Genomic DNA, 23,856 nt, shown 5'->3' with positions numbered 1-23,856 from the left:
AGCAGTAGTGAAAAAGATATTGTTTTTGGCGGTTTTTATTTTTAGCTTAAATGCCGATGAGATATTTAATCTAAGCATTGAAGAGGCGTTTAAAAATCCTTTAGCTAAAAAATATATATTACCCGATGTAAAAGTGGAATTTGCAGATACATACACAGCCGATAGAGTTGTAGTGGCAGCCACTGCAAGCAGAAAGCAAAGAGGCGAAATATCAGATAAAAAAGATAAGTGTGAAATAGCTTTTTTGGATGCGGTAAATGCTTTTCAAAGACGAGTTAAAAAAGAAAATGGATCAAAAGCCGTAAATATAGTAAGCTTTTTATACGGCAATGTATTTAGTTCTAAAACGGAATTTCAATGCCTCTATACTAACAAATTTACGGTTAGACTAAGAGGCGATATAGCCAAATAAAGGAGAAATGATGAAGAAAATTTTTGCTGGTATAGCGGTTTTGGTTTTGGGTTTAAATTTAAGTGCGCGCGATGACGTGCTTTACTTTTCGATTGACGAAGTTTTAAAGTCGCCAAAGGCTGCCGAAGTTCTTAATAAAGACATCAAGCTAAGCTTTGGTTCGGGCACAAAAGGTAAAATTTTACAAAAGGGCCTCACCTCAAACAAAAAGACAAATGCGTTCAATAAAAGCGATAAAGAGGCTTGCGAATGGGCATTTTTATCAGCTATCAAGACATTTCAGGAGCGAGCCGTTAAAGAGGGCGGCACGAGAGTTATAAACCTTACCAGTTATTACAAAAAGCAGCCTTTTGACTCTAAAACCAAGTTTCAGTGCGGAGCCGGAGCGCTTATGTCCGGTGTAACGCTAAAAGGCGATATAGCAAAATAATGAATTTAAGCTTTAAGGTTGAATTTTTTGACGCTATTGTTTTTGATAATGCCGGCAGAAGAGAGCTTTTAAAATATACAAAAGAATTTGATATCTCGCATATCCCGCCGCTTGAAAGACGCAGGCTAAGCAAGGCTGCAAGGTGCGCCTTTCATCTTACAAAAAGTCTTGGCGATATCGATATGCCTGTGGTTTTTAGCTCATATAGCGGAGAGATAAATAGATGTTTTGACCTGCAAAGCACGCTTGCAAGAGGCGAGCTTATCTCGCCGACTTCATTTTCGCTTTCGGTTCATAACGCCATATCTTCGCTTCTTAGTATCAGTATGCAAAATAATCATGAAATTTCCGCTGTATGTGCGTATGCTACGCTCGAATACGCTCTCGTGCAAGCTAAACTTCATCTTGAAAACGGTAACGATAGAGTGCTTTTGCTTGCTTATTATGAAGCTGTAAATCAGGAGTATTTTAAACAAGACGAAGCCTCTTTTATGGTTGCCATGGTAGTTTCTAAAGGGCAAAATTTAAAGCTAATTCAAGGCGAAAAGCAAAAAGATCTCGATGAAAATTTACTGCTTAAATTTTTGCTCAATTTTGATATATGTAAAAAATCATCGTGGACTAGCAGTGATAAAAACTGCACTTGGCAGTGGGACTATGAGCCTTAAAAAGCTTTTGCGTCAAGCTTTGGCGGCTGTGCTTTTTATTATTTTTGGAGTTATTTGCATGGTAGGAAATCTAATATTTTTACCTATCGTGATACTCGGTCTTCATAAATTTAAAACAGTTCAAAATTTATCCCGCGATAGCGTTTGGTTGTCTTGGAAATTTTTCATAGCGGTAAGCAAATTTTTTGGCTATTTAGACTATAAATTTTATATCAAAACCGATCTGGGCAAAAATTCCCAAATGATAGTGGCAAACCACCCGTCTCTTTTAGACGTGGTTTTTTTGATATCTAAAATTCGCCGTGCAAACTGCATAGTAAAGGGCGATCTTACTAAAAACGTATTTTTATCATCCGCCATCAAAGCGTGTGGATATATACCAAATACGGCTAACGAAGAGTTGCTTGAAAGAAGCGTTTGCGCTCTTGAAAACGGAGAAAATTTGATCGTCTTTCCCGAAGGAACGAGAACTAAAGATGAGATAAATTTCCACAAAGCCGCATCTCATATTGCGACAAAAGCGGCAAGCGAAATCATAGGCATTGCTATTAATATGCAGCCAAGAAGCCTAAGAAAGGGCGAGCCTTGGTATAGCACGCCCGATGTTATGATAAAATATGACTTTTATGAGCTTTTTTGCCTTGATATGAAAGGTTTTTTTGCTCATAAGCCAAATCCTATAAGAGCCAAAGAGCTGCATAGGTATATGAATGAAATTTACAGGAAGGAGTTTGAATGCAAGAGTTAGTTAATGAGATAAAAGAGCTTATCATAAACAGCCTGAATTTGGAGGATATGAAGCCAAGCGATATTGATGAAAACGCACCTCTTTTTAATGAAGGCTTGGGGCTTGATAGCGTAGATGCGCTTGAGCTTGGACTTGCCGTGCAGAAGCGATACGGCCTCGTGCTTGATTCAAAGACGGCGAATTTAAAAGAGATATTTTATAGCGTAAATTCGCTTGCAAAATACATTTTTGAAAAGAGGAGTGAGCAATGAAGCAAGAAGAGATATTTGAAATTTTAAAATCCTCTTTGATAGAGCTTTTTGAGATAGAAGAAAGCAGGATAAAGCCAGAAACGCTTATTTATGAAGAGCTTGAGATAGATAGTATAGATGCGATAGATCTAATCGATCACATCAAGCGAAAAACGGGACATAGACTTATGCCCGAGGATTTTAAGAGCGTAAAGACGCTTGAAGATATCGTTAAAGCGGTTGCAAAGAAATTTGAAGCTTAAAACGGCGATAAGGGCGGGAATATTTATAGCAAGCATAGCTTATCCCTTTGCACTATTTTTTGCAAACCGATTTAGTCTAATCGTCATTGCCGCACTTGGAATTTTATGGACGCTAAGAGGAATTTTAGAAAGCAAAAATTTAAGGCTTGTTTCTTTTTTGGCGGCGGTATTTTTTGGGCTTTGTCTTATCTTTAAAGGATCGGCTTTAGCCTTTTTATATCCCGTCTTAGTAAGTCTTGGATTTTTGGCTGTTTTTGCATATAGCTTAAAAAATGAGGCGATCATAACGAAATTTGCCAGAGTGAAAGAGGCGAATTTAAATGAAAAAGTTATAGCCTATACTAGAAATTTGACTAAAATTTGGTGTGGTTTTTTTATTTTTAACGCCGCTTTGGCGCTTTTTTTATCTATTCTTGAAGATAAGATTTACTGGAGCGTTTATACGGGAGTGATTTCATATCTGCTTATGGGCGCTCTTTTTGGCGGTGAGATTTTGTATAGAAAGATTTTTATTTTAAGAGATGGCGGATGAGTTTTATTGATAAGTTTAAGAATTTTAGATTTATAGATGATGATAGGGATATATTTGCCCAGTCTCAAAAATTTGCAAGCTATTTAAAACAAAATAACATAAAAGAGATTGAAATTTATCTAAGTTCGGCTTGTGATTTTTGCATAGCATTTTTTGGCGCGATGATAGCAGGAGCGGTTGCTTATATTTTGCCAAAGCCGATTTTTAGCGGCGAAATGCTTAGTGTAAGAGATGAAAATTTTGCCGAATTTTTAGATGTAAATGATATTTACGAGCTAAATTTAAATGAGGATAGCAAATTTTATCTTCAGACTTCAGGCTCAACGGGCAAGAGTAAAAATATAAAAAAATCTCTTAAAAGCATGATTGTAGAGGGCGAATATTTGGCTAAAATTTTTGGCTTTAGTCCTGAAAATATAATATTTGCAAGCGTTTCGCACCAGCATATGTTCGGGCTTGCTTATAGGATATTTCTTCCTATGATGATTGGCTCAAAGGCTATCGCGCGTGAGCTTAACTACCCTGAAGCAATCCTGGAGCTTGATCTTAACAATCATGTTTTAATAACTTCTCCCGTGTTGCTTAAAGCCTTAGTTCAAAGTCCAAGAGCGGACGAGATAAAGCCTATTTGCGGTATAGTTTCGGCGGGAAGCGAGCTAAAAAGCGAGCTTAGAGAAGAGCTTAATAAGCTTTGTAATGCAAAGATAATTGACATATACGGTAGTACCGAAACCGGTACGATAGCGCAAAATTTAGGCGACGGGCTTATGCTTCTTGAGCCTGTTAAAGGCGGACTTGATGAAAGAGAGGCGCTAAACGTAAGCTCTCCTTGGTGCGAGTTTTTTCAAAGTAACGACTGCGCGGGCATAGAAGGTTCGCGCCTAATCTTGCGTGGCAGGATCGATAGGATAATCAAACTAAACGACAAGCGAATAAGCCTAGAAAATATCGAAAAAAAGCTATTTGAAAGCGGAATTTTAAGCGATTGTTATTGCGCAGTTCATCCGAAATTTAAGCGTGCGGTTGCGCTTTTGGAATTAAATAAAAGCGGGCTTGATAAATTTAGAAAATTTGGCAAAGCTGGCATAGTGGAGCAGCTTAAAGAGATACTAAAGATAGAATACAAAAATAGCATTAGGCACTTTAAGATAGTTGAAAGCCTACCTAGAAATCCTCAAGGAAAATTTTCAAAGGATAAATTCGAAGAGGTTTTGTTTAGGCAAATTTCACCAAAGTGGACTAGAACCAAAAGCGATGTTTGGGAGTATAAATTTAGCTGCGTTATGAGCGTTGAGCTTGATATATTTACTCATCATTTTGCGAGGCTTCCTTTGGTGCCGGGATTTTTTCAGCTTGATTTTATATTTGCCCTAGCTAGGAGCGTGGGGGTAAAATTTAGTGATAAAACTAGCGTAGAAAATCTAAAATTTACTAAATTTGTCCGTCCAAACGATACTCTTGATGTCTGTTTTGACGTGAGCGATGAGAAGATCAACTTCGAGCTATTTTGCAACGGCGAAAAGTGCTCAAGCGGCAGGATAAAATTTGATATATAAATACGGCTTTTTAATCCCATTTTACAACCATCCGGCTCGCATAAAGCAGCTTGTAACCGAGCTTAAAAAGCACGATTTGCCTATCATAATCGTAGATGACGGCTCAGATAGTGCCAGCAAAGCCGTGCTAAATAGCCTTGAAGGCGTTAGCATCTTAACCAGAGAGCAAAACGGCGGCAAGGGAGCTGCTATGAAGGATGGGTTTAAATTCGGGCTTGAAAACGGCTTTAGCCATCTTTTTCAGATAGATGCGGACTCTCAGCACGATCTTAGCGTAATAAGCGAGTTTTTAGCTTGTAGCAAAAAAGAGCTTAAAAAACTCATATGCGCAGCTCCTGTTTATGATGAAAGCGCGCCAAAAGCGAGGGTTCACGGCAGGAAAATAACAAATTTTTGGATATATATCAACACTCTTGGTGCAGATATCAAAGACGGGATGTGCGGATTTAGAATTTATCCCTTAAAAGAGCTTGAAACGGCAATTTCCAAAAGCAAGACCGATAGGATGGAATTTGACACCGAAATCCTTGTAAACGCCCATAGAAGCGGTGTTAAGATGGAATGGATAGATATAAGGGTGTTTTACGAAAAAGGCGGCGTGTCGCACTTTAAAATGCTAAGAGACAACGCGCTTATATCGCTTATGCACGCTAAGTATTTTTTAACTATGCCAAAATTTGCTTTTGATAGATTAATAGGCTCTAAAAGCGATAAAATGTGGTGGCAAAAGTATGAGCGAGGCGGTAAAAATTTATTAAATTTGACACTATTCTTAACAAAATACACGCCAAAATTTCTTTTGAATTTTCTGATAAAAATCGTAGTGTTTTTTTACTACGTCACCTCAAAGAAGGAGCGTGAAAATATTAAGAAATTTAGAGAAAATTTAGCCAAATTTGCGGGCAAAGAGTGTGTTAAAGATAGTAGCGTATTTAGTAATTTTTATGAATTCGGTGTTGCGATTTGCGATAAATTTAGAGTGTGGCGAGGCGAGATAACACTAGATGAGATTAGAGCCGTAAATTTACAAACCATTCAAAATGAGCTCATAAATGCTAAAAGAGGGCAGGTTATACTGACCGCTCATCTTGGGAATATAGAAATTTGCAAAGCGCTTTCAACAAAAGTCGGCGGACTTGATATAGTCATTTTAGCCTATGATAAAAATACACGGGAATTTGCAGGGACAATAGCCAAGATAAGCGGTAAAAGCGTGCGAGTAATGCTTGTTAACGAGCTTGACGTAGAGGCTATGCTGGAGCTTAAAAACATAGTAGATAGCGGCTTTCATATAGGCATAATGGGCGATAGAGTGCCTATAAGCGGGGATAAATTTAGTGAGGTTAGCTTCCTTGGGCAAAGCGCTAAATTTAACTACGGACCGTATCTGATAGCCGGAATTTTAGGCGTTGGCGTAAGCTCTCTTTGGTGTCAAAAAATGGGAGATAAATTTGATATAGAGCTAATTAAAATCGCTGATCAGATAAAGCTTTTTAGGGATAAACAAGCAAGCGTTAAGCCATATCTTGAAGCTTATGTAAGAGAGCTTGAAAAAAGATGCGTTCAAACGCCTTCTCAGTGGTTTAATTTTTTTGATTTTTGGGGTCAATGATGAGTGAAATTTCAAAGAAAGTTATCATAAAAGCTCAGTTTTTCGATGTGGATTCTATGAACGTGGTTTGGCACGGCAACTATATCAAATACCTTGAAACAGCGCGTTGCGAACTGCTTGATGAGATAGGATATAACTACGAAGCGATGAAAAACGACGGCTTTGCTTTTCCTGTCGTTAAGCTTGACATCAAGTATGCAAAGCCTGTGTTTTTTGGCGATGAGATCGAGGTTGAGGCTATTTTGGTTGAATTTGAGAGCTTTTTAAAATTTAGATACATCATAAGAAACGTTAAAACAAAAGAGAAACTAAGTGTGGCAAATAGCTCGCAAGTAGCGGTTGATATGAAGGACATACAAACTTGTCTTGTGTTGCCTGAACCCATTAAAAAAGCGATAAAAAGGTATCAAAATGAAAAACTTAATAGCAATACTTAGTCTTGGTTTAAGTTTATTTGCGACTAACTTTGAAGAGATAAAATCAAACATAAAAACTCAAAACATAAGCGGAAATTTTACTCAGACTAAAATTTTAAAAGGGTTTAATAACGCTTTTAAGAGCTATGGCTCATTTTCTTTAAACGAAAATGAGCTGCTTTGGCAAAATAGCAAGCCGATTTCTTCAACTCTCATCATAAACAAGGACGGGGTTTTTCAAAAAAACGGCGATGATCTTATAAAAACCGGTCAAAATTTCGATGAAAAGCTATTTTTGGCTCTTGTTAGACTTGATGAAAACGAGCTGAAAAAAGAGTTTGAATATAAAATTTCATCTTCAAGTAAAGGCTGGTATATCGTGCTAACGCCTAAAAATTTACTTTTAAAGCAAATTTTTACTCAAATTTCATTAAGCGGAGATGAGTTTTTAAAACGACTTGAACTTGATGAGGTAAGCGGAGATAAAACGATAAACGAATTTTATGATATAAAATGAAAAAAATCTCTACTTTTTGCCTGTTTCTTCTTGTTTTTTTGGCATCTGTTTTTTATATCGTAAGCGAGATAAAAAAAGTTGAAACCGATATATTCGCCCTTGTAAATTTTAAAGAAAACGAGCGTGAATTTCAGCTTTTAAAATCTATGCAAAAAGATTTTTCAAATGAATTTTTATTTATGAGTGACTCGAAAGAATTTGCTTTAAAAGCTGAAAAAACCGCTTTTGAATTTGGTATTTTTGATGAATTTAATGCCACGACAAATATCAATCTTTCAAACTATCTTGATGAGATAAACCGGCTTAAGATGGCTATGCTCAGTAAAGAAATTTACCAAGAGATAGTTGGGGGCAGCGGCGAGTTTTTTAAAAAAAATGCCGAAAGCTTTTTTAATCAATTTTCTTTTAAACCACTTAGCCCAAACGATGATTTTTTCGGTTTTTCAAGTCATTTGAGTGTAGATGATTCAAAAGTAAGTCTTGATCTTTCAAGCCTTATGCTTAGGGTTAAAGACGAAAATAGGGATTTTTATCTCATAAAAGCAAGGCTTAAAAATGGCTATGATGATAAAAAGCTCATTAAATTTTATGAAGAGATAAAAGCTCAGGCGGACAAAGAAAATGCAGAGGCGTTTATAAGTTCGGGTGCGCTTTATTCTGCTTTTGCAAAGGACAGGGGGGATAAAGAGAGTCTTTATATGAGCCTTGTTTCGCTATTGCTAAGCTCTGCTTTGCTCTTGCTTGCTTTTAGAAATTTCAATATATTTTTTATTATTTTTGTTGCGATTTTCGGATTTGCTTGCGGCTTTGCAGCCTCGCTTGCGGTATTTGCAAACGTGCATATTATGGTTGTGGTTATAGGCACCAGTCTTGTGGGGCTAATGTTTGATTTTGCGCTTCATTGGCTGGGTAAAAGTCAAAATGTAAAAATAAGCAGATACGGTATGCGACCTATGCTTGGCATATTTTTGCTGGGACTTGTTATCACGATGAGCGGATATGGGGTATTTGTGTTTGCCAAGCTTGAGATTTTAAAGCAGATTGCGGTCTTTTCTTTTTTTACGCTTTTTGGTGCGTTTTTGTTTACATATTTTTGTTTGCCGCTCATTCTTGAGGGCAAAATTTTCACTCAAAGCAAAATTTTTACTGAAATTTTAAATAAATTTGAAGAATTTTGCCTTGTGTTTGCAGGCAAAATCGGAATCAAATTTGTATCTTCGCTTGCGATTTTTCTTGCTTCTGTTTTGCTACTAAATTTATCAAATTTAATTACCACCGATAATATAAAAGAGTATTCAAGCTCTCCTGATGAGCTGCTTTTGCAGTCAAAAAAGATATCAGAACTTGGCGGACTTGCGGGATCTAGCTTGATGATCGTGGTTAAAAACAGCAATGATGTCTTGCAAGCTGAAAATAAACTTTTAAGCGAGCTTAAAGCCGAAAATTTAGTTGAAAACTACGAATCCATATCTAAAATTTTTCTAACCCAAAGCGAGCAGGAGAGTATAAAAGACGCTTTTAAAAAAGCTAAAAACGATCCTAAAATGATAGAAATTTATACAAATTTGGGCTTTGATGAAGATATGATAAACAAAGAGTTTGACAAAGTATCTCAAGTTAAAACGCTTAGCTTGGATGAAATTTTAAAATTTGATATTGCAAAAGATTTTAAGCGCTTCTTGCTTGATGAAAATTCAAGCGTAATTTATGCAAAAAATTTTACAAATAACGATAAAAGCGATGAAATTTTAGCTTCAAACGACGCTTTTGTAGTCGATTTTCTAATTGCGCTTAATCAAAATTTCACTGAAGCTAAAGCGTCTGCGGCTATGCTTAAATTTATAGCCTTTTGTCTTGCATTTGTGCTTTTGTGGGTGTTTTTTGGCGCTCTTAAAGCCTCTTTGGTTATGAGCTTAATCACGCTTGGAGTTATGAGTACGCTTTGCATTTTTGTCTTGTTTGATATGCATATTAATATCTTTGTAGTGTTTGGACTTATCTTGGCAAGTGCGGTCGGGATTGATTATATGATATTTGCTTTAAATAAAAATTTGAGTGTAAATGAGCGTATCTTTGGCATTATGATGGCGGCGGTTACCAGCTTCATATCGTTTTTTATGCTTACTTTTAGCACCACAGGCGCGATCAGCCTATTTGGGCTTAGCGTTAGTCTTTGCGTGGCTTTTTATGCACTTGCCGCCGGCGTTTTGAGCGCAAGAAATTTATAGTAAATTCGCTTAATTTGGGCCGATTTCATAAAACTATACTCATCTTTGTTTTTGTATCGCCGGTATTTTAAAGGCAAAATTTATATTTAGCTTTGATTTTTATGAAGCAACAATAGGCTTGTGGTAGGTATAAAATTTATTATTTTAGTTTCTAAATCGCCAAGCGGCAAATTTAAAAAATTAAGTTATAATCACGCATGTGTCAGGGGAGCGTTAGCTGAGATTAGGTGCAAGCCTTAGACCCTTAAACCTGAAGCGGATAATGCCGACGTAGGAAGATGCGCTACTTCTGATGCAAATTTAATCCAAAGACAAAATATGCTAATTATAAACGGCAAAGACGAGAGCGAATTTATAGGGCGAAATTTGCAAGATTTTCTCTCAAGTAAAAATTTTAAATCCCAGCAAGTTGTAGCCGAATTAAACGGTGAAATTTTGCCAAAAGATAAATTTGATACTATTTTAAACGATGGCGACAGGGTAGAGATAGTCTGCTTCGTAGGCGGCGGCTGATGAATAAAATGTTTAGCCAAAATGTGGCGGGAGCTACAGATGCTCTTAATAAGCTTAATATCGCTATTTGCGGAGCGGGCGGGATAGGCTCGAATTTGGCCGTTATGCTTGTGCGCTCAGGCGTTAAAAAGCTCACGATCATTGATTTTGACACGGTTGAATTAAGCAATTTAAACCGCCAGCACTACTTTATAAAAGATATTGGCAAGCCAAAAGTAGTGGTACTTAAAGAAGTTTTGGAAAGTATTTCGCAAGTGCAAATCGAGGCGATAGAGGCTAAGATCACCGCTGAAAACGCAAAAGAAATCTTAAAAAACTTTGACGTGATTTGCGAAGCGTTTGATAGTGCCGAACAAAAGGCTATGCTTGCAAATTTTGTGCTTGCAAATTTAGATAGCTTGTTTATAGCAAGTAGCGGAATGTCGGGACTTAGCGGAGAGATGAAAGTGCGAAAAGTAAGCGAAAAATTTTATGTTTGCGGTGATGAAACAAGTGATATGAAAGATGGTGTAATGAGCCCAAGAGTAAATATATGTGCGGGAATGATGGCGAATTTGGTGCTAAACTTGGCTTTACAAAGAGCAAAAAAGGAGCGTGCGTGAAAGATGATTTTTTAGAGCTTGGCGGGCATAAATTTAGCTCTCGCTTCATTTTAGGTTCTGGCAAATTTTCTCTATCTTTGCTTGAGGCTGCGATAAAAGATGCAAAAGCCCAGATCGTTACGCTCGCGCTTCGCAGGGTAAATGAGGGTGGAAGTGAAAATATACTTGACTTTATCCCAAAAGATATCACTATCCTGCCAAACACTTCAGGGGCCAGAAATGCAGATGAAGCCGTGCGTATCGCAAAGCTTGCGCGCGAACTTGGATGTGGCGACTTCGTTAAAGTCGAGTGTATAAAAGACAGCAGATATTTGCTACCTGATAACTACGAGACGATAAAAGCGACAGAGAAACTTGCAAATTTGGGCTTTGTCGTAATGCCTTATATGTACCCTGATCTAAACGTGGCTCGCGATCTTGTAAATGCCGGCGCTGCTTGTGTGATGCCTCTTGGAGCGCCTATCGGTACTAATAAAGGACTCGCCACTCGTGAATTTATCAAAATTTTAATAGATGAGATAGAACTACCTGTGATAGTTGATGCGGGTATCGGAAGCCCCGCTCAGGCTTGTGAGGCTATGCAGATGGGTTGCGCTGCCGTGATGGCAAATACCGCTATAGCCACTTCAGGAAATGTGCGAGCGATGGCAAAAGCTTTTGGTCTATCTATCGAAGCGGGTAGGCTTGCTTATCTGGCAGGGCTTGGCGAGATTAGCGAAACGGCAAGAGCGTCTAGCCCGCTAAGCGGATTTTTGGAGTAGGGCGTGAAAAATTTTGACGTGATGAGTTATATGGACGGCATGCAGCACATAGATGAAAGCTTGATGAATCGTGTCTTAAATTTGCGCGAAAACTACAACTATGAGGGCTATACGAAGTCTGATGTAAAAAGAGCTCTTGGCATGAGTCGTGTCGATGCAGAAGGTCTTCGTGCGCTTTTAAGTCCTGCGGCTGGCGAGTTTTTAGAAGAGATGGCAGCGCGTGCTCAAAGTGAGATGAAAAGGCATTTTGGAAACGGCATTGAGCTTTTTACTCCGCTTTATATCTCAAATTTTTGCGATAGCAACTGCGTTTATTGCGGATTTAGCTCGCATAATAAAATTTCGCGCCTAAGGCTAAAAGTAGACGAGATAAAAACAGAGCTTGAAAGTATCGCAAAAAGTGGACTTAAGGACGTGCTAATCCTTACGGGTGAGAGCGCTAAAAAGCGCGATTTAAGCTATATCGGCGAAGCTTGCAAGGAGGCTTCAAAAGTATTTAGTAATGTCGGAGTTGAGATTTATCCGTTAAATTCCGATGAATACGCATACTTGCATGAGTGCGGCGTGGATTATGTGATAGTGTTTCAAGAGACTTATAGTCCCGAAAAATACGCCAAGGTTCATATTGGTGGACAAAAGATGAGCTTTGCTTATCGCTTCAACGCTCAAGAAAGAGCTCTTATGGGCGGTATGAGAGGTGTCGGATTTGCCGCCTTGCTTGGACTGGATGACTTTAGAAAAGATGCTTTTGCGACTGCGATTCATGCAAATTTCATTCAGCAAAAATACCCGCACGCAGAAATCGCGATATCCTGTCCTAGGCTTAGACCTGCTAAAAATAAAAGCGAAGTAAATGCGGGCGAAGTTGATGAAAGAAGCCTTTTTCAGGTGATTTGCGCTTATAGAATTTTTCTTCCTTTTGCCAATATCACGATCTCAACGCGCGAGAATGCCAAATTTAGAAACGGTATCATAAAAGTAGCCGCAAGCAAAATTTCAGCAGGAGTTAGCGTGGGAGTCGGCACTCACTTGGATGGAGTCAAAAGAGGCGATGAGCAGTTTGAGATAGACGATACTCGTGGCGTGGATGAAATTTATAAAGATATCTTAGCGCTTAATCTGCAACCTGTGATGAGCAACCACATCTATGTTTGAGCTCATTTGCGTTACAAATAGGCGCTTAAGTAGCGATTTTTTAGGCTATTTATCGCGCATAGTTAGCAAAAAAAAGCCAAATGCTATCATCCTTAGAGAAAGGGACTTAAGTGAGTGCGAATATGAAAATTTGGCTTTAGAGGTGCTAAAAATAACTAGAAATTCTGAGACTAAGCTCGTTTTGCATACGCATTTAGATGTCGCTTTAAGGCTTGGAGTTAAAAATTTGCACCTTCCTTTTAGTGAATTTGTGAAATTTAACGAGTCAAAAAACAAACGAGATTTAGCTAAAAGCGCAAATTTAACTATCGGAGTTTCGGTTCATTCTCTTGACGAAGCCATTGTGGCCCAAAATTTAGGTGCAAGTTATGTCATAGCGGGACATATCTTTAAAACCAAAAGTCATGAGAGTGCGCCGCCTAGAGGGCTAGAATTTTTAAAAGAAATTTGTGCAAATTTAAACATCAACACATACGCTATCGGCGGGATAAATTTCAAAAATTTAAGCCTTATAAAGGATGTTGGGGCTAGCGGAGCTTGTATGATGAGGGAGTTTTTGAAATTTGGCCAACAGACGGCGGGAAGCTAGATTTAAGGCCAATTTATTATCATTTTAAAATTTTTATTAAGGATAATCGGTGAATAAACTTGTTTTTGTAACGTTGCTTTGGGCTTTTAGTTTTAGTTTGATAGGGGAGTTTTTAGCAGGCAGGGTAGATAGCTATTTTGCGGCATTTTCGCGTGTTGTTTTGGCGCTTTTAGTCTTTTTGCCTTTTATGAAATTTGAGGCAAAAAATGCCGCCATATACGCTAAAATCACACTTATCGGAGCTATTCAAATAGGAGCTATGTATATTTTTTACTATAACTCATTTTTATATCTAAGTGTGCCTGAAGTAGCGCTTTTTACGATATTTACACCTTTTTATGTGAGCGTGGTTTATGATCTTTTCGCTAAGCGCTTGCGACCGCTTTATCTACTTAGCGTTGCGGTTGCGGTTTTGGGAGCTTTTATTATCAAATACGGCGGTATAAATAGTAACTTTTGGCTTGGATTTTTAATGGTTCAGGGTGCGAATTTATGCTTTGGCGTTGGACAGAGTGCGTATAAATTTTTACTTGAAGATAAAGGATTTAACGAACAAAAGGGTCTTTTTGGCTGGTTTTTTGTAGGAGCTTGCTTGGTAACGGGATTTGCGTTTGGCATGTTTGGAAATTTTGAGAAAATTTCACTTGATATGACTCAGTCTTTAGTGCTTCTATGGCTTGGAATCGGAGCTAGCGGGCTTGGATACTTTATGTGGAACAAAGGTGCGTGCGAGGTTGATAGCGGCACTTTGGCAATCATGAATAACGCGCTCATACCTGCTGCGATTATTGTAAATTTAGTATTTTGGCATAAAGACGCAGACATTGTTCGTCTTATCATTGGCGGAGCGGTCATATATATCTCACTTTTGGTTCACAATAAAATAATTACTTATTATGAAAGAAAAAGCGTGGCCTAAATTTATTAAACTCTTTTGGCTTGTTTTGAAATTTGATAGCTAAAAGAGTTTGTTTGTAGTTTAGGTTTTTGAAATTTTATACAAAATAGTTGCTGTTTTTCTGTATTCTAAGCAAAATTTCTTAATTGTGCCGGTAATAAATATTGAAATACTTCCTTGGAATATTTAAGCAAAGTAAAATATCTATGCCAAGCCGGGCTTAAAAATATATATAAATTTTTAGTGTCTGATTTATACTCTTTTTATTTATATTTGTTTATCTTTCGGAAGAACATTTGCTTTATATATTGTTATTCTCTTTGCGGATTTTTATAAAAAAATCCTTTAAAAACTCCGTAAAAAATCTAGTAAGATATGAAATAAAATGATTAATGAAAAAATATTTTTAGTAAAATATCGTGTTTTGGGGTGTCTATTGATAAAAAATGAAAAAATATGAAAAGCTTTGAAAAATATAAATGGTGCCCGAGGTCGGACTCGAACCGACACAAGGTTGCCCTTACCAGATTTTGAGTCTGGCGCGTCTACCAGTTTCACCACTCGGGCCAAAAAAAGAATTGTATTTTATCTAAAAGAGATAAAAGATATATTAAATTTTGAAAGAATATTTAAAATTTGGATAAATAAGAAGCTCCGTAAGGAGCTTCTATGAAAAGAAATTATTTCTTTTTGCCTTTTTTGCCGGCACCTGCTACAACAGCCTCTTTAAGTTTTTTACCAACTTTAAATTTAACAGCTTTGCTAGCAGGAACATCGATTACTTTTTTTGTTCCAGGAACTCTTGCTTTTCTAGCAGCTCTATCAGCTGTACTAAAAGTTCCAAAACCTATAAAGCTAACGCTGCCACCAGCAGTAAGCGCCTCTTTGATTGTCTCTAAGGTAGCGTCAACAACTTTTAGAGAATCTTTTTTAGAAAGACCAGCCTTGTCGGCAACAGCTTGAATAAATTCAGCTTTTTTCATAGAACCATCCTTTTAAGAAGTGATATAATCGCATTTTACAACGTTTTTAAAAAAAACACAATAGTTTTTTAAGCTAAATTTGAACAAAAATAAGTTTTTTTTAATAAAAAAGGCTCAAATTTACGATTTTTATAAAATTTCCACCAAAAATTCGTTTTTAAGACCGCTTTTTTTGATATCAATTAGCATTAAGTTATTTATCGTTAGTTTTCCAAGTTCTTCAATCGTTTTTATATCTGCTTTGGCAACCTCTTTTAGCACTATTCCTCGGTATGCTTTCGCATAATGACTAACGACTTTACCGTCTTTTATAAATTTAAAAGTCGCAAAAGGAACTTTAATGTCATAAAATTTTTCGTAAAATCCCGCGCGAAGGTCTAAAACCGCTTCATTACTTATCCATTTGTCAATTTCTTTTGAGAAGTTATCTTTGTAAAATTTCTCTATATTTAGTCCGTTTATTTTTTCGCCCTGTTTTAGTTTGTATTCTGCTATTTCATCGCCTGCCAGTATGCCGCCATATAAATTTGAAAATATAAACACGTTTTTATCTATGAAATTTTGAGCGTCTTTATCTAAATTCCTATAATCTAAATGTTTATACGCAACTCCGTCATATCTTAAGACTGCTTTTATAACGCTTCTTTTAAAAATATCTTCTCTTAGATCACCGTACTCATCGCTCTTTTTATATCCAAATAGCTTTAAAATTTGATCTTCTGAAGCGGATTTTAAAAATTCATTATAAGTGTTTAAAATTTCTATTCTTTTTTCATATAAATTTGGGAATATAAAGCTATCTTTGCTCATAAATTTCGTAGATTTGACGGCGGTTTTAGCTTCGCTTGGGGAAAACAAAATTTTCATCATGATACCTCGTGGCTTAAAATTAAATTTTAAAAATAGATCATACTCTAAACTAAATAAATTTTAGATTTTGACGATATTTTGCACGTTGGAACTTTATTTGCTTTTAAAGTTTAATTAAAATTTAATATAGGAATTGGCGATGCGAATTACAAACCAGATGATGAAATTTAATGATAACTACAACTATCAGACAAGCATGAGGGAGCTTCATAGACTAAACACTCAACTTTCAAGCGGTCTTAAGATACAAAATTCCTTTGAAGATAGCAGTATATATAATGACGGAATGAGGCTTGATTACGAAGTTGCAACTCTTAATCAAGTGAAAGACATTACATCAAAAGCTCATCATTTTTCTTTAAATACGGATAAAGCCTTGAAAGAATTTAAAGAAAAGCTTGAATTGTTTAAAACAAAGCTCGTTCAAGCAGGTAATCAGCATCACTCAAAGACCTCTAGAGAGGCTCTTGCAAACGATCTGCAAGGCATAAAAAATCATCTTGTAAATATTGCAAATACCTCAATCAATGGACAATTTTTGTTTTCGGGAAGCGCCATAAACACCAAGCCTATCAATGGAACTACTAATGAGTATTTTGGAAATTTTCAGCTTATGAACATAGTAGGGGGGTCGAAAGTAAATTTACCTTATAACCTAACCGGAGGAGAGCTGTTTTTAGGTAGGGATATGGATTATAACAAGCGATTAAGCGCTAATGTTTCGTTAACCGATCAGAGCATACTTAACAGGAAAGATAACGTAAGATACCTAAACGAAGAGAGTAAGCTTCAAAACATGATAGGCTTTAACTATCTAAAAGATGAAAAAGGGCTTTCAGATCTTGACTTCGTCGGACCAAATGCTAAGAAATTTCAAAATACGACCTTTTTTCTTCAAGGCAAAAAGCCTGACGGAACTTCATTTACAAGTAAATTCCAAATGACTTCCGATGCTTCCATAAAAGATCTGCTGGAAAAAATAGGCACCGAATACGGAAATACCCCGAATAATAAAATCGTAGAAGTAAGTATAAATAACCAAGGACAAATTAACATAAAAGATCTAACCAAAGGAAATCAGGTTATTGATTTTCATATGATAGGCGCTACGGCAAAGATTGCGGACGTAAATTCTTTAACTAATACAAATATAAACAACGCTTCCAATGCATTTAACGGCATTAATAGCATGAAAGACCTGAAAGCTCTTAAAGACGCCAATCCTAATGATTTTGTGATAACCGAATTTGTAAAGAGTAGTTACACAAATTTGGACGGCAGCAAGTCTAATGCTTTTGATTACGATAAAGTAAATTTTAAAAAGGAAGGAAAGCATGTAACAGGAACCGTTTCGCAGATTTCAAGGGCTACGGGTAATTATGCTACAGATAAGACGACTTTAAGTGAAGTTGCGGGAACTAAAAATTTGTATGACGGCGAAAAAGGCAAATACAATATCGACGGTCAAAATATACAAATGAAGATCAAATCAAAGAGCGGAGTAGAGTATTCGGTAAATATAAGGCTTGTAGGAGCTAATGCCAATGTAGCCATATCTCACACAAGGCCTAATGGAACGGTTGTGGATTATCAAGCTCCTATATGGGATAGTAAATATAACCCTGTTACAAATCAAACAGAAGGTGTTAGAACGCCTGCTAAAGACGTTACCTTTAGGCAGATAAATGATATCATAGCTATGGTTGCTAGCGATAACGTTCCTACCGTAGATACCGACTATGAAGAGTATCAAAAGGGTATAAAAGCGGCACAAGGAAGCGTTGAAGTAAATATGGATCATAGAGGCAGGATAAAAGTTACCGATATGCAAAATGCAAATACTTCTATAGAGGTTGGAATTTTTGATAATAGAAATTCGGATAAATTCGCAGGAGATAGCACCGGAAATACTCCTGCTACGTCTCAAGGCGTGGGCTCGGTCTTTACTTTTTCTGCAAATAACGGCGTTACTTTAGATGAGCCAAGCGTTGATATATTTGCCGATCTTGATAAGATGATAGAGGCTGTTAGGCTTGGGCAGTATAGGGCTGACGCAAACGGTCCTGATCCTAGAAACTCGGGAATCCAAGGAGCTATCGAAAGAGTAGATCACATCTTTGATCATGTAAATAAGCTTCATACGAAAGTAGGAGCACTTTCCAGTTCGCTAAAAGATACGAATTTAAGAGCGGGAATTCTCTCGGTAAACGTCCAGACGGTTAAGTCCGAAGTCATAGATGCCGACTACGGAAAAACCTATATGAATTTGATGCAAAAGGTAATGAGTTATCAAGCCATGCTTCAGTCGGTTGCAAAGGTAAATCAACTAAGTCTCTTAAACTATATGTAAAATTACGCTATAATCAGACTTTTAAATAAAGGATTTGAGATTTTACGAGAGTCGATTTTAGTTATAGTTGTGTTTTTTTTGATGTTTTTTGGAGCTGCCACGATAGCTCCTGATGCAAATTTCGTAGGAAGCTTCGGTAAAATTTTAGGTGAAGTGAATTACGAACTATTCGGCTTTATAGCTTACATTTATCCGTTTGCTTTGATATTTTTTGCCTACTACGTATATAAATTTTTTAAGAAATTTGATCTTGACTTTGCTCAGCTTGCGCTTGGGCTTGTTATTTTATTTTTTGCATTTTTGATGTTTCAAGCTATTTCAAGCTCCACTCAAGCAGGTATCATAGGCAGTTTTTGTATAAACGCACTTAAAGATGTAGTAGGAGTGATAGGCTCGTGGGTTTTTATAGTGATGCTTTTTGTGCTTGCATTTGGGCTGATAGCTCAAGAAAATATAGCGGTAGTATTAAAAAAAGCTTTTGTAGAACCTACCGCAAGAGATACTTATGCCGATTATAAATTTGAGCAGCCAAGACAGATAGTTCAGAAAAAATCCACACAAAGAGCTAAAAAAAGAGAGATAAAAGATAAAGATATCACTGATAATGAAGATAGTGAAAATTTAGCAGATTTTATTGATGTAGAGGCTGAAGATGTCGGCAGTAAAAATATATCCACTATAAACGGCGTTGAAATTTTAAATGAAGTGGCAGAAAACAAAAAACTTCTTGACGAGATAGAAAAAGGCAAGGTTGAAAAACCAAAGGATTTCGTGCTTCCGCCACTTAAATTTCTAAACGATCCACCAAAGCGTTCTCATAATTTCAATGAAGTTGAGATCGATCAAAAGATATCCGATCTGCTTGATAAATTGCGTAAGTTTAAGATAGACGGTGATGTAGTTCGCACTTATACGGGGCCTATCGTTACCACATTTGAGTTTCGTTTAGCTCCGCATATAAAGGTAAGTAAAATTTTGACCTTGCAAGATGATATTGCTATGGCTTTGCGCGCTCAGACTATCCGTATCCAAGCACCAATCCCCGGCAAAGACGTAGTGGGTATAGAAGTGCCAAACCAAAATATAGAGACGATTTATCTAAAAGAAATTTTAGATAGCGAAATTTATAAAAAAGCCTCAAGCCCTCTTACTATCGCGCTTGGTAAAGATATAGTAGGGGCGCCTTTTATCACCGATCTTAAAAAGCTTCCGCATCTTCTTATAGCGGGAACTACCGGAAGCGGTAAGAGCGTGGGCATAAACGCCATGCTTTTAAGCTTGCTTTATAGAAATAGCCCTCAGACTCTGCGCCTTATGATGATAGATCCTAAGATGCTTGAATTTAGCATTTATAACGATATCCCGCACCTCTTAACTCCTGTTATCACTCAAGCCAAGCAGGCTATCACCGCGCTTGCAAATATGGTTGCCGAGATGGAGCGCAGATATAAGATCATGAGCCATACTCGCACGAAGAACATCGAGAGCTACAATGAAAAGATGAAAGCCGAAGGCGGCGAGCAGTTTCCTTATATAGTGGTTATCATCGACGAATTAGCAGATCTTATGATGACAAGCGGCAAGGATGTGGAGCTGTATATCGGAAGGCTTGCACAGATGGCTAGGGCAAGCGGAATTCACCTAATCGTAGCTACTCAGCGACCAAGCGTGGATGTGGTAACTGGCCTCATAAAGGCAAATTTGCCAAGTCGTATCAGTTATAGAGTAGGGCAAAGGATCGACAGTAAGGTAATCCTTGATCAAATGGGCGCTGAAAGCCTCTTGGGGCGCGGCGATATGCTGTTTACGCCTCCTGGAAGTCCTGGTATCATCAGGCTTCATGCGCCTTTTGCCAGCGAAAAAGAGATAGAGACGATAGTGAATTTCTTAAAAGAGCAACAAGAGGTTGTTTATGACGAGAAATTTTTAAAAGAAGACGGCGCAACTTCAGGCTCCGGCGGCGAAGGTTCCGGCGAGACTCTTGCAGGTGAGCTTGACGAGCTTTACGAAGAGGCTAAAGAGATTGTTCTAAGCGAGCAAAAAACTTCCATCAGCTACCTTCAAAGGCGTCTTAAGATAGGATACAATAGAGCTGCAACGATAATCGAGCAGATGGAGCAAATGGGAGTGCTAAGTCCTGTTAACGCCAAAGGACAAAGGGAAATTTTGTAAATTTGGCTTTTTAGTTTGAGCGGTTAGTAAAAAACTCTATTTAAATAAAGCCCGTTTGGCGGTGCAGGCATTCGAGTAATAGCCCTTTGGTCGTAAATAGCCTTGCATAAAAGCTCTTTTGCTTTTTTGAAATTTTCATCTTGGATAGAATTTGTATCCGTATTGTCGCTTAAATTTTTATCAACAATCAAAATTTCACTATATTTAGCAAATTGACTTTTGTTTTTATTTAATTTGCCGATTTGAGTAAGCTCTAAAGTCTTTAAAACGCTAGCTATCATAAGGCGAATTTGAGCTCTTAAAAATCCGTTTGCTTTAAAAACTATGATGGTTTTTTCTCCGCAAGAGTAGCAAAACGCTTTTGTTATCTTGCGCACCGGACTTTTTACTTCGCTTCCAAGCTTCATAAATGCGCTAAAGTCATGCTCGCCGATAAATAGTGCAAGAAGTTCATTGGCTTTTTTTAGATCAAATTTTGGTAAAAATGTATGATACTGACTTAAAAATGGACTAAATTCGCCATGGTTGATGATGTATCGATACTGCCTAAATTTAGCGTCATAACGCGGATGAAAGCTTTCATTTACTTTTGAAATTTGTTTTATGTGAATATGCGGATGAGCGTGACGGTTGATTAAATTTGCAAGCCTTTTAAAGTCTTTAAAATGCTCGCCACACTCTACGCATGCGACTTGATTGTTTGCATGTACATCTTTATCGGTTCTTGAGCTTGAGATGATTTTGCCAAAAATTCCTACATGCGCTAAAGCCGAACTTAAGATGTCTTCTACGCCGTTTTCGTGCGGTTGGGTTTGAGAGCCTTGAAATTTAGATCCGTCGTAACTAAATACTAGTTTTATCTTCAAGCTAATATCTCTTAACGATTTTCTTTTTATAAAATATAATAGAGCTTATTAAAAACAGCAAAAATACCGACGGTATCGCTATCATCGCCTTTGATGAGAGCAACATGATAAGTGCAAAATAAACAAAAAGTACGCCAAAAATCCCAAAATATATAAAGCCTTTTTCATATCTGTACGTAACCACCCCAAAGCTTATGGCAAATAAAGTGGTCGCAAGCGGAAACAGGGCGATCAAAGTAAAAGTTGCAAAGTCTTTAGCTCTTTTTTTGTTGGTTTTGATATCTTTCCAATACTCTATAAACGAGAGCGTTTTTGATATGTTGTCGTTTGAAAACGTATGAAGCTTCATGTATTTAAAGTCCGCTTGATGCCATACGTCGTCTTTGATATCGTAAATTTTGCCGCTATTTAGCTGAAGTTCTAAATTTGAAGCGTTGTTTATGATCTTTGCGTTATCCGCTATGATCACTCTTTGAGCTCCCGCTTGAGAAGAATAAAGAGTAACTCCCTCGTATGTCGTGCCGTTATCATCGCTTTTTTCGCTTTGTATATAGACCATCCAGTTTGAAAATCTTTGTCCGAATTGAGTTGTTTTTAGATTAAGCTTGGCAACGGTTTTTTTGTATTCTATAAAATTTTCGTTTAGCTCAACGGCGGTAGGTATCAAAACTATCGCAACCACAAGCAAAAACGCCGAAACAAGACCGCTTAAAATTATAAAAAACCTAGCTATAAAATTTGGCGAGTGTCCCAGGGTAAATATAACAATACTTTCGTTTTCTTTCGATAGTCTAAAAAGCGTCATCGCTAAAGATACGAAAAACGCTATGGGAATAGTAAATAAAAGCACGCGCGGCAACATAAACAAATACAGCTTAAATAGCTCAAAAAATGTTATCTCTATATATGAAGTTATGCGCGCGATCTGTATAAAAAATACAATCGACATAATGAGAAATAGAGTCGAAAATAGCGAAGCGAAAGTGCTTATGAAATTCGTAAAAAGATACCTACTTACTCTACCCATACAAATACTCTAAAAACTCTAAAAAATTAGCTTTAAAAACATAAACCGTAAGCAGCCCAAGGCTTAAAAAAGGCACAAACGGCAGCTCATATCCTCTTTTTCTAACCGCCATATAAGCAGGCAGAGTTAAAATAGCCGCGACATATATCGCCATTAAACCAAGCTTGATACCTAAAATCGCTCCCATAACTCCGGCTATAAATATATCTGCACTTCCCATAGCTTCGCGTTTCATAGCAAGGCTTACGACAAATCTTAACAGCCAAAAGGCAAACATAAAAATAGCAGCGCTTATAACTCCATCAAAGTTAAACTCAAAGCCTTTGTATGACCCCAAGGTAGGCACTAGCGAATAAATAATCGCAAAAGCCACACTTGTAAAAAGAAGTGGATCTGGAACGGCTTTGTATCTAAAATCAATGGCACTAAGACAAAGTAAAATTATAAAACAAACTCCTATAATAAGAGCTTTTAGAAGCTGCATATAATCAATATCTGAAATTTGAGCATTTGATGTTTCGTGAAAAAACGCAAGCATCATAAGAACTCCGCTTAAAATTTCCACCAAAGGGTACTGAAAGCTGATTTTTTCTTTACAAAACGCGCATTTGCCGCCCAAAAAGAGCCAAGATAAAATTGGCACATTGTGATAAAATTTAAGTGGCGTTTTGCAGCTTTGACAGTGCGATGCAGGGAAGTTTATGCTCTGTCCAAGCGGCATTCTGTATATCAAAACATTTCCAAAAGAGCCTATTACCGCACCTAAAATAAAATAAAATATCGCTATCATAATCCACCAAACCTTCTTTTTGTATTTTTAAATTTATCAACTATATCATTTAGCTCGCTACTCGTAAAATCAGGCCAGAAAGTATCTGTATAAGCAAGCTCGGCGTAACTTGCCTGCCAGAGCATGAAATTTGAAAGTCTTTGCTCTCCTCCCGTTCGTACAAGCAGATCAATCGCTTCGCTTTCATCAAGACAAGCGTTTAAATTCGCTTCGTTTAACTCCAAATTCTGCTCGTTTAGCCTCTTAAAAGCTCTTAAAATTTCATCTTTTGCGCCGTAGTTTATGGCTAAATTTAGCTTTAGTTTTTTATTTTCTTGCGTGAGGTTTTCAAGGTTTATTATCTCTTCTTTTAATTTCTCATTAAAAGCGCTTATGTCGCCTATAGCTTTAAATTTGATATCGTGTTTGATAAAAATTTCTCGCTTTGAAATAAGAAATTTTAAAAGCAGATCTATTAGAAATTTAACCTCGTTTTCAGGTCGCTTCCAGTTTTCTGTGCTAAAGGCATAAAGGCTTAAAATTTCAATTTCTTTTTCAATGCAAAACCTACAAACATCTTCAACTACCTTTGCACCGCTTTCGTGCCCTTTGGTTCTCATGAAACCTTGTTTTTTCGCCCATCTTCCGTTTCCGTCCATTATGATCGCCAGATGCTTTAGTTTGTTCAA

26 protein-coding genes, 1 tRNA gene and 1 riboswitch are annotated in these 23,856 nt (G+C 37.1%); of the genes, 20 read left to right on the top strand and 7 right to left on the bottom strand.

Going from position 1 to position 23,856, the window contains the following annotated elements:
• Nucleotides 1–7 precede the first annotated feature (7 nt).
• From CORI_RS05710 to CORI_RS05625, 18 genes are all read left to right on the top strand, one after another.
• Complete coding sequence (locus CORI_RS05710) at nucleotides 8–412, top strand: hypothetical protein (protein WP_172199434.1); 405 nt, start codon at nucleotides 8–10, stop codon at nucleotides 410–412.
• A gap of 10 nt (nucleotides 413–422) precedes the next feature.
• Nucleotides 423–842 (top strand): excinuclease ABC subunit A, encoded by a 420-nt coding sequence (locus tag CORI_RS05705; RefSeq protein ID WP_173031172.1) that lies wholly within the window; start codon nucleotides 423–425, stop codon nucleotides 840–842.
• Nucleotides 842–1,510, top strand: a complete 669-nt coding sequence (locus tag CORI_RS05700; RefSeq protein ID WP_173031171.1) for a beta-ketoacyl synthase chain length factor — start codon at nucleotides 842–844, stop codon at nucleotides 1,508–1,510. The genes CORI_RS05705 and CORI_RS05700 overlap by 1 nt, the downstream gene beginning before the upstream one ends.
• Nucleotides 1,470–2,258 (top strand): lysophospholipid acyltransferase family protein, encoded by a 789-nt coding sequence (locus tag CORI_RS05695; protein ID WP_254064889.1) that lies wholly within the window; start codon nucleotides 1,470–1,472, stop codon nucleotides 2,256–2,258. Before CORI_RS05700 ends, CORI_RS05695 begins: the two co-directional genes overlap by 41 nt.
• Nucleotides 2,246–2,509 (top strand): phosphopantetheine-binding protein, encoded by a 264-nt coding sequence (locus tag CORI_RS05690; RefSeq protein ID WP_172199443.1) that lies wholly within the window; start codon nucleotides 2,246–2,248, stop codon nucleotides 2,507–2,509. The genes CORI_RS05695 and CORI_RS05690 overlap by 13 nt, the downstream gene beginning before the upstream one ends.
• A complete protein-coding gene (locus tag CORI_RS05685) occupies nucleotides 2,506–2,751 on the top strand; it encodes an acyl carrier protein (protein WP_169942873.1) in 246 nt (81 codons plus the stop codon). Before CORI_RS05690 ends, CORI_RS05685 begins: the two co-directional genes overlap by 4 nt.
• Nucleotides 2,708–3,283, top strand: a complete 576-nt coding sequence (locus tag CORI_RS05680; RefSeq protein ID WP_254064888.1) for a DNA gyrase subunit B — start codon at nucleotides 2,708–2,710, stop codon at nucleotides 3,281–3,283. Before CORI_RS05685 ends, CORI_RS05680 begins: the two co-directional genes overlap by 44 nt.
• On the top strand, nucleotides 3,280–4,839 hold the full coding sequence (locus tag CORI_RS05675; protein WP_173031170.1) for an AMP-binding protein: 1,560 nt from the start codon (nucleotides 3,280–3,282) through the stop codon (nucleotides 4,837–4,839). Before CORI_RS05680 ends, CORI_RS05675 begins: the two co-directional genes overlap by 4 nt.
• Nucleotides 4,829–6,451, top strand: a complete 1,623-nt coding sequence (locus tag CORI_RS05670) for a glycosyltransferase (protein ID WP_367889819.1) — start codon at nucleotides 4,829–4,831, stop codon at nucleotides 6,449–6,451. The genes CORI_RS05675 and CORI_RS05670 overlap by 11 nt, the downstream gene beginning before the upstream one ends.
• Complete coding sequence (locus CORI_RS05665; RefSeq protein WP_169942869.1) at nucleotides 6,448–6,888, top strand: thioesterase family protein; 441 nt, start codon at nucleotides 6,448–6,450, stop codon at nucleotides 6,886–6,888. Before CORI_RS05670 ends, CORI_RS05665 begins: the two co-directional genes overlap by 4 nt.
• Complete coding sequence (locus tag CORI_RS05660; RefSeq protein WP_173031169.1) at nucleotides 6,863–7,384, top strand: outer membrane lipoprotein carrier protein LolA; 522 nt, start codon at nucleotides 6,863–6,865, stop codon at nucleotides 7,382–7,384. Before CORI_RS05665 ends, CORI_RS05660 begins: the two co-directional genes overlap by 26 nt.
• Nucleotides 7,381–9,612: a hypothetical protein gene (locus CORI_RS05655; protein WP_173031168.1), complete on the top strand. Its 2,232-nt coding sequence runs from the start codon at nucleotides 7,381–7,383 to the stop codon at nucleotides 9,610–9,612. The genes CORI_RS05660 and CORI_RS05655 overlap by 4 nt, the downstream gene beginning before the upstream one ends.
• Before the next feature lie 194 nt (nucleotides 9,613–9,806).
• Nucleotides 9,807–9,906: riboswitch (TPP riboswitch) on the top strand.
• Nucleotides 9,907–9,930: 24 nt separating this feature from the next.
• Nucleotides 9,931–10,125 carry a sulfur carrier protein ThiS gene (gene thiS, locus CORI_RS05650; protein ID WP_169942861.1) on the top strand — a complete coding sequence of 65 codons (195 nt, stop codon included), beginning with the start codon at nucleotides 9,931–9,933 and terminating at the stop codon, nucleotides 10,123–10,125.
• On the top strand, nucleotides 10,125–10,727 hold the full coding sequence (gene thiF / locus CORI_RS05645) for a sulfur carrier protein ThiS adenylyltransferase ThiF (RefSeq protein ID WP_173031167.1): 603 nt from the start codon (nucleotides 10,125–10,127) through the stop codon (nucleotides 10,725–10,727). Before thiS ends, thiF begins: the two co-directional genes overlap by 1 nt.
• Nucleotides 10,658–11,488 carry a thiazole synthase gene (locus tag CORI_RS05640; RefSeq protein WP_173031166.1) on the top strand — a complete coding sequence of 277 codons (831 nt, stop codon included), beginning with the start codon at nucleotides 10,658–10,660 and terminating at the stop codon, nucleotides 11,486–11,488. Before thiF ends, CORI_RS05640 begins: the two co-directional genes overlap by 70 nt.
• A 21-nt stretch (nucleotides 11,489–11,509) precedes the next feature.
• Entirely contained in the window at nucleotides 11,510–12,643 is a 1,134-nt protein-coding gene (thiH, locus tag CORI_RS05635) for a 2-iminoacetate synthase ThiH (RefSeq protein WP_216842256.1), read from the top strand.
• A complete protein-coding gene (locus CORI_RS05630) occupies nucleotides 12,636–13,232 on the top strand; it encodes a thiamine phosphate synthase (RefSeq protein WP_173031165.1) in 597 nt (198 codons plus the stop codon). Before thiH ends, CORI_RS05630 begins: the two co-directional genes overlap by 8 nt.
• 49 nt (nucleotides 13,233–13,281) lie before the next feature.
• A complete protein-coding gene (locus CORI_RS05625; RefSeq protein ID WP_173031164.1) occupies nucleotides 13,282–14,151 on the top strand; it encodes an EamA family transporter in 870 nt (289 codons plus the stop codon).
• Between the two features lie 459 nt (nucleotides 14,152–14,610).
• Here the strand turns inward: CORI_RS05625 and CORI_RS05620 are convergent.
• The 3 genes from CORI_RS05620 to CORI_RS05610 all read right to left on the bottom strand — a co-directional run bounded on the left by CORI_RS05620 (nucleotide 14,611) and on the right by CORI_RS05610 (nucleotide 15,980).
• Nucleotides 14,611–14,697: transfer RNA gene (locus CORI_RS05620), tRNA-Leu, on the bottom strand.
• A gap of 113 nt (nucleotides 14,698–14,810) precedes the next feature.
• On the bottom strand, nucleotides 14,811–15,113 hold the full coding sequence (locus CORI_RS05615; protein ID WP_173031163.1) for an HU family DNA-binding protein: 303 nt from the start codon (nucleotides 15,111–15,113) through the stop codon (nucleotides 14,811–14,813).
• A 129-nt stretch (nucleotides 15,114–15,242) separates the two neighbouring features.
• Nucleotides 15,243–15,980, bottom strand: a complete 738-nt coding sequence (locus CORI_RS05610; protein ID WP_173031162.1) for a YaaA family protein — start codon at nucleotides 15,978–15,980, stop codon at nucleotides 15,243–15,245.
• 142 nt (nucleotides 15,981–16,122) lie between these two features.
• On the opposite strand from CORI_RS05610, the gene CORI_RS05605 reads away from it, so the two are divergent.
• A complete protein-coding gene (locus CORI_RS05605) occupies nucleotides 16,123–18,333 on the top strand; it encodes a flagellin (RefSeq protein ID WP_173031161.1) in 2,211 nt (736 codons plus the stop codon).
• Between the two features lie 78 nt (nucleotides 18,334–18,411).
• Nucleotides 18,412–20,505, top strand: coding sequence for a DNA translocase FtsK (locus CORI_RS05600; protein ID WP_173031160.1), 2,094 nt, complete (start codon nucleotides 18,412–18,414; stop codon nucleotides 20,503–20,505).
• Between the two features lie 23 nt (nucleotides 20,506–20,528).
• On the opposite strand, the gene truA is transcribed toward CORI_RS05600, so the two are convergent.
• From truA to uppS, 4 genes are read right to left on the bottom strand one after another with little or no spacing between them, the layout of a single operon-like run.
• Entirely contained in the window at nucleotides 20,529–21,371 is an 843-nt protein-coding gene (gene truA / locus CORI_RS05595) for a tRNA pseudouridine(38-40) synthase TruA (RefSeq protein ID WP_173031159.1), read from the bottom strand.
• Nucleotide 21,372: 1 nt separating this feature from the next.
• A complete protein-coding gene (locus CORI_RS05590) occupies nucleotides 21,373–22,398 on the bottom strand; it encodes an LptF/LptG family permease (protein ID WP_173031158.1) in 1,026 nt (341 codons plus the stop codon).
• Complete coding sequence (locus CORI_RS05585; protein ID WP_173031157.1) at nucleotides 22,391–23,188, bottom strand: A24 family peptidase; 798 nt, start codon at nucleotides 23,186–23,188, stop codon at nucleotides 22,391–22,393. The genes CORI_RS05590 and CORI_RS05585 overlap by 8 nt, the downstream gene beginning before the upstream one ends.
• Nucleotides 23,185–23,856: a polyprenyl diphosphate synthase gene (gene uppS, locus CORI_RS05580; protein ID WP_173031156.1), complete on the bottom strand. Its 672-nt coding sequence runs from the start codon at nucleotides 23,854–23,856 to the stop codon at nucleotides 23,185–23,187. The genes CORI_RS05585 and uppS overlap by 4 nt, the downstream gene beginning before the upstream one ends.

It is taken from the genome of Campylobacter sp. CCUG 57310, assembly GCF_013201975.1.
Taxonomy (GTDB): Bacteria; Campylobacterota; Campylobacteria; order Campylobacterales; family Campylobacteraceae; genus Campylobacter_A; species Campylobacter_A canis.
Note: the sequence above shows the minus strand (reverse complement) of the source record. Positions and strands in the feature narration are given on the sequence as shown.